At 62.8% G+C, this 13,349-nt stretch carries 17 protein-coding genes and 1 pseudogene; 10 read left to right on the forward strand and 8 right to left on the reverse strand.

Annotated features, from left to right (window positions below):
* The coding region (locus EOA38_RS12840) for an ATP-binding cassette domain-containing protein (RefSeq protein ID WP_145965954.1) at positions 1–697 on the reverse strand (697 nt) is incomplete at its 3' end.
* Positions 698–792: 95 nt separating this feature from the next.
* Here EOA38_RS12840 and EOA38_RS39135 point away from each other — a divergent pair.
* From EOA38_RS39135 to EOA38_RS12850, 3 genes are all read left to right on the forward strand, one after another.
* Entirely contained in the window at positions 793–957 is a 165-nt protein-coding gene (locus EOA38_RS39135) for a hypothetical protein (protein WP_189350264.1), read from the forward strand.
* 311 nt (positions 958–1,268) lie between these two features.
* On the forward strand, positions 1,269–1,967 hold the full coding sequence (locus tag EOA38_RS12845) for a lysozyme inhibitor LprI family protein (RefSeq protein ID WP_127299370.1): 699 nt from the start codon (positions 1,269–1,271) through the stop codon (positions 1,965–1,967).
* Between the two features lie 310 nt (positions 1,968–2,277).
* A complete protein-coding gene (locus EOA38_RS12850) occupies positions 2,278–2,469 on the forward strand; it encodes a hypothetical protein (RefSeq protein WP_127299371.1) in 192 nt (63 codons plus the stop codon).
* Between the two features lie 112 nt (positions 2,470–2,581).
* On the opposite strand, the gene EOA38_RS12855 is transcribed toward EOA38_RS12850, so the two are convergent.
* The 4 genes from EOA38_RS12855 to EOA38_RS39140 all read right to left on the reverse strand — a co-directional run bounded on the left by EOA38_RS12855 (position 2,582) and on the right by EOA38_RS39140 (position 5,531).
* Positions 2,582–3,022 (reverse strand): MucR family transcriptional regulator, encoded by a 441-nt coding sequence (locus tag EOA38_RS12855; RefSeq protein ID WP_126095462.1) that lies wholly within the window; start codon positions 3,020–3,022, stop codon positions 2,582–2,584.
* A gap of 351 nt (positions 3,023–3,373) precedes the next feature.
* Positions 3,374–3,583, reverse strand: a complete 210-nt coding sequence (locus EOA38_RS12860) for a hypothetical protein (protein WP_127299372.1) — start codon at positions 3,581–3,583, stop codon at positions 3,374–3,376.
* Positions 3,584–3,612: 29 nt separating this feature from the next.
* Entirely contained in the window at positions 3,613–4,638 is a 1,026-nt protein-coding gene (locus EOA38_RS12865; RefSeq protein ID WP_127299373.1) for a DMT family transporter, read from the reverse strand.
* Between the two features lie 59 nt (positions 4,639–4,697).
* Positions 4,698–5,531, reverse strand: a complete 834-nt coding sequence (locus EOA38_RS39140; protein ID WP_189434636.1) for a hypothetical protein — start codon at positions 5,529–5,531, stop codon at positions 4,698–4,700.
* A gap of 111 nt (positions 5,532–5,642) precedes the next feature.
* Here EOA38_RS39140 and EOA38_RS12880 point away from each other — a divergent pair, with 111 nt between their 5' ends.
* Positions 5,643–6,611 (forward strand): LysR substrate-binding domain-containing protein, encoded by a 969-nt coding sequence (locus tag EOA38_RS12880; protein WP_127299374.1) that lies wholly within the window; start codon positions 5,643–5,645, stop codon positions 6,609–6,611.
* Between the two features lie 363 nt (positions 6,612–6,974).
* Here the strand turns inward: EOA38_RS12880 and EOA38_RS39145 are convergent, their stop codons facing one another.
* Positions 6,975–7,148 carry a hypothetical protein gene (locus EOA38_RS39145; RefSeq protein WP_189434638.1) on the reverse strand — a complete coding sequence of 58 codons (174 nt, stop codon included), beginning with the start codon at positions 7,146–7,148 and terminating at the stop codon, positions 6,975–6,977.
* A 134-nt stretch (positions 7,149–7,282) separates the two neighbouring features.
* On the opposite strand from EOA38_RS39145, the gene EOA38_RS39150 reads away from it, so the two are divergent.
* The 6 genes from EOA38_RS39150 (at position 7,283) to EOA38_RS12905 (ending at position 11,904) form a co-directional block, all read left to right on the forward strand.
* Positions 7,283–7,450 carry a hypothetical protein gene (locus EOA38_RS39150; protein WP_189434640.1) on the forward strand — a complete coding sequence of 56 codons (168 nt, stop codon included), beginning with the start codon at positions 7,283–7,285 and terminating at the stop codon, positions 7,448–7,450.
* A gap of 121 nt (positions 7,451–7,571) precedes the next feature.
* Positions 7,572–9,653 carry an ATP-dependent helicase gene (locus EOA38_RS12885; protein ID WP_127299375.1) on the forward strand — a complete coding sequence of 694 codons (2,082 nt, stop codon included), beginning with the start codon at positions 7,572–7,574 and terminating at the stop codon, positions 9,651–9,653.
* Positions 9,654–9,942: 289 nt separating this feature from the next.
* A complete protein-coding gene (locus tag EOA38_RS12890; protein WP_127299376.1) occupies positions 9,943–10,644 on the forward strand; it encodes an outer membrane protein in 702 nt (233 codons plus the stop codon).
* 237 nt (positions 10,645–10,881) lie between these two features.
* A complete protein-coding gene (locus EOA38_RS12895; protein ID WP_127299377.1) occupies positions 10,882–11,226 on the forward strand; it encodes a hypothetical protein in 345 nt (114 codons plus the stop codon).
* Positions 11,227–11,288: 62 nt separating this feature from the next.
* Positions 11,289–11,474, forward strand: coding sequence for a hypothetical protein (locus tag EOA38_RS12900; protein ID WP_127221874.1), 186 nt, complete (start codon positions 11,289–11,291; stop codon positions 11,472–11,474).
* A gap of 127 nt (positions 11,475–11,601) precedes the next feature.
* Entirely contained in the window at positions 11,602–11,904 is a 303-nt protein-coding gene (locus EOA38_RS12905; RefSeq protein ID WP_127299378.1) for a DUF982 domain-containing protein, read from the forward strand.
* 287 nt (positions 11,905–12,191) lie between these two features.
* On the opposite strand, the gene EOA38_RS12910 is transcribed toward EOA38_RS12905, so the two are convergent.
* Entirely contained in the window at positions 12,192–12,977 is a 786-nt protein-coding gene (locus EOA38_RS12910) for a GGDEF domain-containing protein (protein ID WP_127299379.1), read from the reverse strand.
* Positions 12,978–13,071: 94 nt separating this feature from the next.
* Positions 13,072–13,349, reverse strand: a pseudogene (locus tag EOA38_RS12915) (DinB family protein); the annotation flags it as partial.

Below are 13,349 nucleotides of genomic sequence, written 5' to 3' on the forward strand. Positions count from 1 at the left end.
CCGTCAACTCGATCGTCCATCTCGACCAGAAGGTCAGCTTCTTCTGGTCGAGATGGACGATCGAGTTGACGGCGCGGTTGAGCAGGTCGCGGTCGTGCGAGATGAGCAGCACCGTGTGCGGATATTTGGAGACATAGTTCTCCAGCCACAGCGTGCCTTCGAGGTCGAGATAGTTGGTCGGCTCGTCGAGCAGCAGAAGGTCGGGCTCGGAGAAGAGCACGGCGGCGAGTGCCACCCGCATGCGCCAGCCGCCCGAGAAGGACGAGGCCGGACGCTTCTGCGCGGCATCGTCGAAGCCGAGGCCGGCCAGGATGGTGGCGGCGCGGGATTCGGCCGAATGCGCGTCGATGTCGGCCAGCCGCGTGTGGATCTCGGCGATACGGTGCGGATCGGTCGCGGTCTTTTCCTCTTCGAGCAGCGCCTGGCGCTCGACATCGGCCTTGAGCACGATCTCGATCAGCGGCTCCTCGGTGCCGGGCGCTTCCTGCGCCACCTGGCCGATGCGGGTGTTCTTTGGCAGGCTGATCGAGCCGGTTTCGGAGGGGAAATCGCCGGTGATCGCCTTGAACAGCGTCGTCTTGCCGGTGCCGTTGCGGCCGACGAGGCCGGCCTTGGTTCCGGCGGGCAAGGTCAGCGAGGCATGATCGAGAAGCAGGCGCCCGGCCATGCGCAGCGAGAGGTCGTTGATGATAAGCATGGGCGGGCTTTTGCACGGGACATCGGCGGTTCGCAAGAGCCAGGGCCTGGATGAGGGTCGCTGCATGCGACCGCGAACCATTCGGGAAAAGCCCGATGGGACTGGAACCAGTTGCCGGCCGGAGCGTTTTGAGCCCCGTGATCCGTTATTTCGCCCTCGCCTTCATCTTCTTCCAGGTCGCCACGACAGCCGCGCTGGCGACGCAGGTGGTTCTGTTCGCCGGCGATACGGATGGATCGCCTACTTTGCAGCTCCAGTAAGCGAGGCGCCGACCCGGTGATCTCCCCCTCTGAGGGGGAGATGTCGCCGAAGGCGACAGAGGGGGCGTCTCACATTGATCGCCGGCGCCGTCTCTCGTCGCTGGGCGTCGATGCTTCACGCGCGGCGACCACCTCTGGCCTGGCGGCCATCTCCCCCTCAAGGGGGGAGATTGCGCGCTCCTCTGCTTTCGCCAATCGCCGGTCACACTTTGCTTGCCACGTCACCGGTTTGACGTTGATCGCTGCCATGTTCTCAACCTATGCTGGTTCCAGCGGCGGGCTTTGTAGAACTCTCATCGTGAGGTGCTCCTATGAAGCGATTGCTCCATGCCGCCGGCGTTGCCCTGCTTCTCATCATGCCCGCGGCCCATGCGGCAGCAGCGGATTGCGCGGCGGCGAAGACGCAGGCCGAGCTTGCCACCTGCACCGCCAAGGACGCTGCCTCGGCCGACACCGCGCTCAACGCCGTCTACAAGGGGCTGTCGGGACGCCTCGCTCCCGCCGACCAGCAACGCCTTCGCGACGCGCAGCGCGCCTGGATCCCGTTCCGCGACAAGGAATGCGCCTTTCGCACCCAGCCCTATGCCGACGGCTCGGTGTATTCGAGCCTGGTCGAAACCTGTAAGGCGGAATTGACCCAGGCGCGGCTGACGCAGTTGCAGCACCAGTTGCAATGTCCGGAAGGCGACCTCTCCTGCGTGCCGCAAACCGACGGCGGCAGCAAGCTTGTGACTGCTGCCCCTGGCGCCGCGCCTGCGAAGGCTGGCGCCGCGCCTGCGACGGCCGCTCCTGCCAAGGCAAGCCGGAACGACACGCGGCCTTGCGTGCAATCCGCCGGCAAGGCGAAGTCGGACCAATATGTCTCGCAATGCGTTCAGGTGTCGCCGGCAACACACCCGCCCTGCAACGGACAGAACGCGTGCAGCATGATGATCGACGAGATCAAGCGAGGCTGCGCCATGATCGGTGCCGACAATCCGCCGGCCTTCTGTTCCGCCTACAAGAACTGAGCGGCGCGGCGGGCCGGGCCGTATGGCCAGGCCCGCCTGCCGCCAAAACAGCGGCACTGACCAACCCATGCGGAAGATCAAATCGGTCAACCAAAACAACCCGAAGTCGCGCCTTGGCTTATATTAGCGCGATGGATGCCGAAACCACCAAAAAAAGTGCCAAATCTTTTGATCCAGCCGCGATGCTTGGCGAAAGATCGATTTCAGTTTTGCCGCAATCCTGCGAACTTATGAAAGCGTCGTGATTCGCGCGAGGCGCCAATAACAATCAACAATAACAACAATAACTTGACTGTGTCAGGAGCTCCCGATGGGCGAGGCGGCCAACGATCTGCGCATGCTGAGATATGTCGCGGAGATCACCCGAAGGCTGGCGAAGATGCTTTCGCGCACGCGCTATCAGATGCTTGTCTATTTTCTGGAGATGACGGCTGTCGAGGCGGACAGCCTCGCGGCCGAGCAGGATCGCCGCGCCGAGGCGCGTAAGCCGCCCCGCAACTGAAGGCGACCAGGCGGAAGAGCTGGTTGGCCGCCCTGCGACGCAGTGCATCGAGCGAGCCCAAGCAGTCGGCCGACGGCATGGCGTCGGCCGTTGCGGGCATGAGCGGGTGGCCTCAGGCCTTGGGCTTGCGCTTGCCCTTGCCGGAATCCGCGGCCGGCTTGCGGCCGAGGCCGGAAGACTTGGCCAAGGCCGAGCGGGTGGCCGAATAGCTGGGAGCTACCATCGGATAGTCTGCCGGCAGGCCCCATTTGGCGCGGTATTCGTCCGGCGTCAGCCCATGGTCGGTCGACAGGTGCCGCTTCAGCGACTTGAACTTCTTGCCGTCCTCGAGGCAGACGATGTGATCGGGGAACACCGAGCGCTTCGGATTGACGGCCGGCGTCAGCGGCGCGCTTTCCTTGACGGCGGCGCCACCGGCGAGCTTGCGCACCGAGGCGCTGACGCTGGCGATCAGATCAGGCAGGCCGGAAGCCGGAAGCGGATTGTTGCCTACATAGGCCGAGACAATGTCGGCGGTCAGCTCGATTGCAGTCTTGTCATCGATATTGGACAATTTTTTCACCCTTTGCTGGCTCTCAAATGACCAGCTGTTTTTTAGGACTTTGGTCTAGGTATCATATTGGACCTGTCCCCCAACGGACCGTCCAGAGTCAGTAAATATACGAGACTCAATACCAAAAGCACGTTTTCACTGCGGGCTACGACCGCGCAAGTTAGGAATTCTAATACCTATAACAAACAATTGACAGCGCCGAAAATCTGCACGGGCGCGTAAATGACGCAACAGCACTTCAATTTATGCGAGTAATTCCAGCAAAGTCGAAATTCAGGATGAAGGCCGACGCTGGCGAGCAGCACAGGCGCCCGGAGGACCGATCATGCCCGATTCGGCGCGGCGAGTCGCTCATTTCACGGCGGCTCCGCGCCTGAAATCCGCCGGTCCGTTGTCGGCTAGTATCTCCAGCACACGCTTCCAGCGCGCGCAGCGGCCGAAATCCCTCTGCTCGATGGCCTTCTCCGCCTTCATGGCGGCATAGAGCGGCGCCTCGGCGCCGAATTCCTTCATCAGCCAGTGCGCCTCCTGCCGGGCGCGGCGTTCGTCGTTGTCAAGCATGGTTCCTGGCATGCTTCCTGACATGATCTTCAGGCCTCCGAACGTTCGATGCCGACAGCAATGCAACTGCCGATGACGAGGACGGCGCCGGCAATAGCCGTCGGCGACAGGCTTTCGCCCGACAGCGCCAGCAAAAGCGTGGAAGCGATCGGCGTCAGATAGGCGACGACCGCGAGCCTGCCGCCCTGGTCGAGGCTGAGCGCGCGCGACCAGAAATAGTAGCCGAATCCCATCGGCCCTGCGCCGAGATAGAGGCCGAGCAGGAGGTGCGTGCCGCTCAGGTCTGCAGCGCCGTCATGCAGACACCAGGCGAAGGTCAGCGCGAAACCGATCAGCGCCGAGGGCAGCAGAAGGCGATCCGGCGACAGGGCAAGACGGCCGACGGCGAGCGAATAGAAGGCCATGCAAAGCGCCGAGCCAAAGGCGGCGCAATAGCCGACGAGACTGCCTTCGAACCAGGCTGACGCGCGTCCGCCGGAGATCACCAGCGCCACGCCGACGAAGCCGAGCGCGGCAGTCAGCCCAAGCAGCAGCGGTCGCCGCGGGCGGCCGAGCGCGATGACCGCCGCGGCGACCATCAACGGCCAGGTGTAGGCGACCAGATTGGCCTCGATGACCGGCATCGAAGCGAAGGCGATGTATTGCAGCACCATGGTGCCGACCAGACCAATGAAGCCGACCGCGTAGGCGGCGAGCGGGGTCCTTCCCTTCTCCCCTTGTGGGAGAAGGTGGCCTCGCGAAGCGAGGTCGGATGAGGGGTGTTCCAGGGAACGCTGAGGTCTCACTTCGCTGGAACACCCCTCATCCGTCTCGGCGCTGCGCGCCGATCCACCTTCCCCCACAAGGGGGGAAGGAGAAGTGCTCATAAGCCTGATCACCACAAAAACCAACGCGGCGCCGCAGAACTGCAGGAATTGCACCTCGGACACCGGGTGACTTGCAAGCAGCGTCTTGCCGACCAGGGCGTTGGTCGCCCAGAGCGCCACCGCGCCGAAGGCGAGGGCCAGCGCCGCCGAGGAAGCAGCGCCGGAGCGGTTCTTCCGCCTTTCGGCCATGACTGGCCCGAGGCTCAACGACGCTGAGGGCGCCTGGCGCTCGACGGGATCATCCACCACTACCACGACTCTCTGGCTCCGCCGGAAACCGGCTCGACGGCCGGCTTCGGCACAGGATGCTCCTCCGCATGGCGGCGATAGGCAGGCAGTTGGTTCGTCCAGACATCGTCGGCAAGCTCATTGACCCAGGCGCGGTCGTGGTCGTTGTCGGCGGCGAGGTAGAACATGCGGTTGTCGTCGACATAGGGCTTGGTCACCGAGCGCTGGTTGAGAACCAGGGTGACGCGCGAGCCGAGTTGGATGGGCGCGGTGCGATGGAGCACGCCGAGGAACTGACCGAGCGTGGCGTAGTTCATCTTGTGGTCGATGCGCATGACCTTGTTGCGCGGCAGGTCGCGGCCGGACTCGAGGATGGCGCGGCCAGTCTCGGAATCGTCGCAATAGATTTCAAGATGGCCGCCGATCAGAGGGTCGCTGATCGACAGCGGAATGAGCTCCGTCACCGGAACGCCGTCGCAGTGCCATTCGACGGCGCCGTCCTTGGGGTTCATGAAGGTGACGGTCGAGCCGACGATCGACAGTGGATAGGGTTCAAGCTTGGTGCCCATCATGTCGGACAGCCGTTCCAGGCGCAGCTTGTCATGCAAAAGCTCCTTGATCTCCGCGATGTAACGGTCGGCACCAGTGATGAAGGTGAGGTCGAGATGCTTGTGCATCGCATGGCTGGCCTTGAGCTTGAGCGCCGCCTCCTCGATCGCGGCAAGCAGTGCGGGGTCGTAGCCGTGCAGATACTGGGCGACGCCGAAGCTCGACACTTTCCACGCCGTATCATGACCAATGATGGCTTCACGGCTCATCGCATAGCGCAGTTCGGGGATCGTATGGGCGTTCATTCTACTTCTCCAAGATGGGGGCAACACTTGGTAAACAGTCGATTAAGCCGCCCGCCCCTGTAAATCTAGGAATGCTGGTGCTACTTTAAGCCCAGCTAAAGGTCGGGCCCCGTGCGTCTGCTCAGTCAGGTCAACTTAAACTCGCTGAAAATCGTGGAGAGCGCCGCGAGGCACAAGAACTTCACGCGCGCCGGCGAGGAGCAGTTCATCACCGCCTCGGCTGTCAGTCAGCGGGTCAAGAGCCTGGAGGATCAGCTGCGCTTCAAGATTTTCCAGCGCGGCGGAAATGCGGTGTCGCTGACGCCGGAGGGCGAGACCTATGTGGCCCGGGTGCGCGAGGCCCTGGAGCGGATCGTCGCCGCCAGCATGGAGGCCACCGGCCAGTCGCAGGCGCATGTGCTCAGGATCTGCGTTTTGCCGACATTCGCGGCGCGCTGGCTGTTTCCACGGCTTTCGACCTTCCAGCGGCAGTATCCCGATATCGAGATGCGGGTCTCGACCTCCTATGCGACGCACGAATTCTCGACCTCCGAGTACGACCTCGAGATCCGCTATGGCGACGGCAATTTCCCCGGCCTCAAATCCGAGCTGCTGTTCAAGGAGGACCTGACGCCGGTGTGCAGCCGCAAGCTGTTCCACGACGTGCTGGGCGACAAGCCGCTGTACAAGGTGACGCCCGAGGACCTCAGGCACTTCACCCTGCTCCACTCCGACACCTGCACCCAGAACTGGCAGTCCTGGCTGGGCTTTGCCGGCGCGAGCTTCGTGCTCGGCGAGACCAGGAGCATCTATTTCGATTCCTGCATGATGGCCTACGAGGCGGCCAATGCCGGCATGGGCTTTGCCGTCGCCAACCGCGCCTATATGGCAAGCGACATTCGCGCCGAACGGCTCGTGGCGCCTTTCGCGGTCCACCATCCCAACAGTGCCGGTTGGTATTTCGTGAGTCCGATCAAGGCGCTCGGCGCGCGCAAGGTGGAGCTGTTCAAGCAGTGGATCATGGCCGAGGCGGCGCTGACGCAGCGCCAATTGGACCTCGAAACCGCCGGCATGCCGGTGAAGCGGGTAGCGATGGCGTAGGCGGGCGCCCATGCCTAAGGCCCTGGAGCCGAATTCTCGATAGTGCGGAGGCTTCTCTTCACCGGTTGGTTGAAGCCGGAGCATTTGAGCAACCGGTAAGATACAGATGATTCAACCATGACGACGCATGGCTGCATCTCAGGATTGTTGTTGTAGATTTCACACAATACCGGGAATTTCTGGCGGGATTTCACTTATATCCAGAGGACTTTCCAAGCCTTGCCCATGACCTGGCGGCAAGACTCAGCTATGATTTATTTTGCGGCGGGCCTGATTTTTCCGCTTGGCCGGCGCTTTTCAGCTTCCTCCCAAGCAGCGCCGGCCTTCTTCTGTGGCAGACATCGCCTACCTGCTTTGCCGCCATCACTGCGCCGGCTGCGTGCCCTGCTGGTCGCCGCCGGTGGTCGATTTGGGCACCGGGTTCTTGTCGATCTGCGGGCTCTGGTCGGCGGGCGCCTTGGTGGGCGGCACGCTGTGGTCGCAGGCGGCGAGCGCGAGCCCTGCCGCAAGAGCCAGCAGCACAGGAAGCTTCATCATGACGACCTCCTCTCATTCGCCCCATTTCAAGGGGCAAACGAAGCGGTGGCGGTTTGGTTGCGTTCGCCCATGGGAACCAATCGCCCAAGTCCCGGTTGAACTCCCAACCGATCAAACCGCACAAGGAGATGGTCATGATCCGTCTGCTGCTTGTCGGCCTGTTTGCCTACACGGCCTATCGCGTGACAATGCGGATCATCGAGGAAGTGCCAGGCGACGTCACGCCGTTGGACATGCCAGGCGATGAAAGGCGGACGCTGCGGCGCCAGTCCGCGGCAATGGGTGTGGAGCCGAAAAGGTAGTTACTGCCAATCTCCTCATCTTGTGGGGGAGATGGGCCATCACTGCGGCTTTCGCCAACTGCGAACGCACTCGACGCCTCAATCCCGTTGCGAACAAAGCGGAAACGATGCTTGATGGGCGATGAACATCGCCGCCCGTGATTCGTCCTTCGAAGCTCCCGCCTATCTCGCCCGGCTGAATGACGCGCAGCGGCTGGCGGTGGTGCATGGCGACGGCAAGGTGGCCGCGCCTCTTTTGGTGATCGCAGGCGCCGGCTCCGGCAAGACCAACACGCTGGCGCATCGCGTGGCGCATCTCATCGTCAAAGGTGCCGATCCGCGCCGCATCCTGTTGATGACGTTCTCGCGCCGTGCCGCGGCCGAGATGGCCAAGCGCGTCGAGCGCATCGCCGGCGAGGTGCTGGGCCGCGACGCCGCGATCATCGCCGACGCGCTCGCCTGGGCCGGCACCTTCCATGGCATCGGCGCAAGGCTGCTCCGCGACTATGCCGAGCAGATCGGCCTCGATCCGGCCTTCACCATCCACGACCGCGAGGATTCGGCCGACCTGATGAATCTCGCCCGGCATGAGTTGGGATTCTCGAAAACCGAAAGCCGCTTCCCTACGAAAAGCACCTGCCTGCAGATCTATTCGCGCGCGGTCAACGCGCAGACGCCGCTCGGCGAAGTGCTGGGCTCGGCCTTTCCCTGGTGCGCCGCATGGGCGGACCAGCTCAAGCAGTTGTTCGCGGCCTATGTCGAGGCCAAGCAGGCGCAGAACGTGCTCGATTACGACGACCTGTTGCTCTACTGGGCGCAGATGGCGGCCGAGCCGGCGATCGCGGCGCATCTCGGCAGCCGCTTCGACCATCTGCTGGTCGACGAGTACCAGGACACCAACCGGCTTCAGGCCTCGATCCTGCTCGCGCTAAAGCCGGACGGCGCCGGGCTCACCGTGGTGGGCGACGACGCGCAGTCGATCTATTCCTTCCGCGCCGCGGAAGTGCGCAACATCCTCGATTTCCCGAAACAGTTCGCGCAAGGCGCCGAGATCGTCATGCTGGAGCGCAACTACCGCTCGACCGAGACGATCCTTGCCGCCGCCAACGCGGTGATCGGCGAGGCGAGCGAGCGCTTCACCAAGAACCTCTGGACCGAGCGCAGATCGTCGCACAAGCCGCAACTGGTGAGCGTGCGCGACGAGGCCGAGCAGGCCAATTATGTCTGCCAGGCGATCCTTGACGAGCGCGAGGTCGGCACGGCGCTGAAGGCGCAGGCGGTGCTCTTCCGCGCCTCGCATCACAGCGGACCGCTGGAGGTGGAACTCACGCGCCGCAACATCCCCTTCGTGAAATTCGGCGGGCTGAAATTCCTCGACGCCGCGCACGTGAAGGACATACTGGCGATGCTGCGCTTCGCCGAAAACCCGCGCGACCGCGTCGCCGGCTTCCGCGTGCTGCAGCTTATGCCGGGCATCGGCCCTTCCGCCGCCTCGCAGATCGTCGAGGCGATGGCCACCTCGCTGGACGAGACGATGGGCCTTGCCCGCTTCCGGCCGCCTCAGCGCGCGGCAGAGGACTGGCCGGCCTTCCTCGACATCTACAGCGGGCTGCGGGCCGGTCCCAAATGGCCGGCCGACCTCGAACGGATCAGGCTGTGGTACGAGCCGCATATGGAACGCATCCATGAGGATGCGATCACCCGCCGGGCCGACCTGTTGCAGCTCGAGCAGATCGCGTCCGGCTACCCCTCGCGCGAGCGCTTCCTCACTGAGCTCACGCTCGACCCGCCGGATGCCACCAGCGACCAGGCCGGACCGCCGCATCGCGACGAGGATTATCTGATCCTGTCGACCATCCATTCGGCCAAGGGCCAGGAGTGGAAGAACGTCTTCGTGCTCAACACCGTCGACGGCTGCATCCCGGCCGATCTCGGCGTCGGCACCAAGGAGGACATCGAGGAGGAGCGCCGGCTGCTCTATGTGGCGATGACGCGGGCGAAGGACAGCCTGCATCTGGTGGTGCCGCAGCGCTTTTATCCGCACAACCAGCCGGTGCGCGGCGACCGCCACATCTATGCCTCGCGCACCCGCTTCATCCCGGCCTCGATGCTTTCAGCCTTCGAGCAGACGTCGTGGGCGAGCGCGCGCATGGCGAACGATCCGCGGACCCAACCCCAGGTCAAGGTCGATCTCGGCGCGCGCATGCGCGGCATGTGGAAGTAACTCTACCTTGCCACCTTGAGACCGAGATTATTTGCACTTGATCTGGACGACGAACGAAGGGGCCCGATAGGCCGTGGCGGCTCACTCGCGGTATTGTCGCTACGAGCGCGCCGCTCTTCCTCGTCGTGTAGTTGATTCCAGGTCCACCGGCCGCAATGTCGCAAACCTGCAACGTGGACAGCAAAAGCAGGGATAGTCGTGCCCAGTCCAAGCCTAGTCGCGTCGGCTCCAAGCTTTCCCGCAACGCTCCCGGTAGCTTCGCGCCTGTTCTCAACAACCGGGTGGCCTTATGCGACGTTCCCTATTCCTCAACACCTCCATCGCGGTAATCGCGATGATCTCGGCGTCCGCGTCTGCCACAGCAGCGGATTTGCCTGCCACGTGGAGCGGATTTTACCTTGGCGCGAACGCCGGTTATGGGTTCAGTGCAAGGGACAGCGCACACATCGTTCACGCGAATGGCAGCTTTGTTGCACCAAATGTATTCAACAAGCTGACGCTAGATGGTTTTATCGGCGGCGGCACTATCGGTTATAACTATCAGGCGGGTAGTGTCGTTCTGGGCGCTGAAGGAGACTTCGATTTAATGAGCGCCCATGATTCACAGCAGCAGAACGTGGCGTATTTCGATCGCTTGAGCACAAGCATAGACTGGCTGGCGACCGCTCGCGTCCGCGCAGGCTATACCTTCGGCCCTGCACTCGTTTATGCGACCGGTGGCGCGGCCTTCGCCAAATTCAAGAGCGCTGAACTCTATAGCAATCCGGGCTACGGAACCATTTCCAACAGCGAAACCAAGATCGGCTTCGCGATCGGCGGCGGTGTCGAGTACGCGCTGACCGCGAACTTGAGCGTGAAAACTGAGTATCTCTATGCCGACTTCGGCAAGCAGTCATTTGACGTTAGTGCCAATGCTTTCCCCGCCGGAACAACCGCGCAAATCGATCATGCTCTCCATATTGCGCGTGTTGGCCTGAACTACCGGTTCTGATTCGCTACCTGCTCCATTAATTCGAAGAAATTGATTGTCCTGGAGGCAGCAATGCTGTGCTTAGGACACTCGGCGCGCGCATGCGCGGCATGTGGAAATAGCGTCCGCCCCAAGCATCGCCGACCGGCACTCCACCCCAACTCGCCAAGCCGCTCGCGGGCGGTTTGCGGCCTCTCCATGGAACTTTTCACCCGGCAACGGATTTTCGTTAGTAAAATCTAATGCAAGGAGGCAGTTATGAAGAATCTCATTCTCGCCGCCATGATGGGCGTGGCTAGCTTGGCGCCAATGACGGTTCCGACACAGGCAGTAAGCCTGACCATAACCACCGACGACGGCATGGGCAGATACGATGACGATTACTACTGGCGCCGCCATCACATGCGCGACGAGTGGCGCTACAGAGACCGATACGAGATGCGCGACGATTGGCGCTACAGAGGCCGATATGAGATGCGAGGCGGATATCGCTACGGCCACAATCGCGACTGCATGGTCAGGGTGCACAAACGCTGGCATCACCACCACTGGGTCGTGAAGAGAGTCTGGAGCTGCGGCCTCCACAGAGGTTGGAGGGACTAGCTCGGGATGCTGTGGTCGACGCGTGACGCAGGCCTCGAGCCTCCCATGAAAACAGGTGGAAAATGCGCTTGATTCCATCGACGATGAGTTGGCGGCAGCGGCTCGGTGAACTGGCGGGCCAACTTTTCGTCAACATCGCCGCGGCGCTGATCGCAGGGATCGCGATCCTCTTGCTGGTGTTGTCGGCGCACTACCAGGTTCCGCAACTTCCACCGGAAGTGGCAATCACCGCCGGCGCCGGCCAATAGCTCTGGCGGGCAGGCGCGAAAAGATCCCCGAACGTGGAACCTCGCGCCGCAAGGCGCGTTGTGTGGCGTCCTACCCCAAGACCGAGGGTGGCAGCCCGCCATCCTCTGCCCAATCCGAGAGGTCTAAATGTACGACAGGATGTCCTTCGCCCCGGTCGCGCTCAGTGTCGGCGCCGGCCACAAACGCATGATAGCCTCGCTGTCCGACATGCACGTGTTCCTGACCGAATTCCCGCCGTCACGGCGTCGGCTGAGCTATGGCGCGGCGGTGAAGGCCTGCGAAGCCGCACGGGCCGGAGAAATTTCCGCCGAATCGGCGCGCGACGCGCTGGTCACCTTCGCGGTGACGGCCGGCATCCTGTGGCCGTCCGACCAGCCGATCGTCTCGGTGAAGCCAGTCGCGCGCGCCCATAGTGGCTTCGCCGCCTGATATTGGCAGGCCCCGCACGGCCCGATGGAGGGCCCGCCAGACCCACCTGAGATGATTTTCTCGGGCGGGTTTTTCTCGTTCAACCCAGCCTTCCGGCATGCATGCCGCTGCCCCGGCCAGATTCCACGAAACTTTTTCGGCGCTGCGTGAAACATCGCATAGAACATATCGCTGCGTGAAGCAGCTCACAGAACGGTCCCTTGCGTGAAACATCGCACAGAGCATTCGCCTTGCCGGTGCAGGTTTGCGAACGTGCGGCTAAGAGGCGGATGTTTTCGCGCAACCTATCAATGGAACGTGCTGGAGACGTCGTCCAACAACACGTTGCGCGGGCTTTCGAAGCTTACCTGGTCACGCCCGTTCGACTTTGCCTTGTAGAGATGCCTGTCGGCGACCTGGAACATGTGGTGATAGGTGGTGGGTCCGTTGAAGGCGACGCCGCCGATGCTGACCGAGAGCGGCCATGGCTGCCCGCCGGGTGCGAACCCGGCCTCGCGGATGCCCAGCCTGATCGATTCCGCGACCAGGAAGGAGCGCGTCGCATCGGCGCCAGGAAGAAAGACCGCAAATTCCTCGCCGCCTATGCGCCCGACGATGTCGGCGCCGTGAAGCTGGCCCTGGATCGTCCTGGCGATCAGCTTCAGCGCCTGATCGCCGCAATCGTGGCCGAGACGGTCGTTGATCGACTTGAAATGATCGGCGTCCACGATCAGCAGCGCGCCGGTATCGGCGACGGCATGGCCGCGCGCCTGCTCGAGATAGGCTTCCACCAGCATCGAGAAGGCGCCGCGGTTGAAGACGGCCGTCAGGCTGTCGGTCGCGGCGACGATGCTGAGCTCTTTCTGGGCGATCGCCAACTGGCGCATCTTCCACATCAGGAAGAACAGGAAGGAGCCGCCAAGGACGAGCGGCAGGAACAGGTCGGTGAGCTCTGCCCAGAGCAGCGCGTCCGGCGACAGCGAGGGAAAGTTGAAGGAATCGACAAAGAAGGCCGCGGCAATGAAGAAGGCCGTGCCGGCGATGGTGACCAGCGCTACCCTGCCCCAACTCGTGGGGGACAAATCGATGCGCATGTCATTGCTCCCACTGCGACTGGCCTATTGTGGAGCGCGAGCGCAAACGAAGTCCTAATATATTAGCTTCAATGCAAGCTTGGTTAACAAGCAATCAGGCGTAGGCGCGGCCTTCCTCGGAGCGCTGGAACAGCATCAGGTCGAGCGCACCGAGGGCCTGCCGAGCACGGTGAGGCACATATGCGCCTGGCCGCGATGGTGGGTCTGGTGGTTGAAAAGATGGCTGAGCGCCGGCGCCAGCCGCTGCGAGACGGTGCGCATGTCGGTCGTCATATAAGAAAAACGTCCAGTGAACGCCTTGTCGGTCATGCCGCTCACCCAGTCGACGATCCTCCTGTCCTCGGCCTCGCGCGCCAAGCGCAAGCCTGGGAA

Origin of the sequence: Mesorhizobium sp. M1E.F.Ca.ET.041.01.1.1, from assembly GCF_003997355.1 — a bacterium.
In the GTDB taxonomy this organism is placed as follows: Bacteria; Pseudomonadota; Alphaproteobacteria; order Rhizobiales; family Rhizobiaceae; genus Mesorhizobium.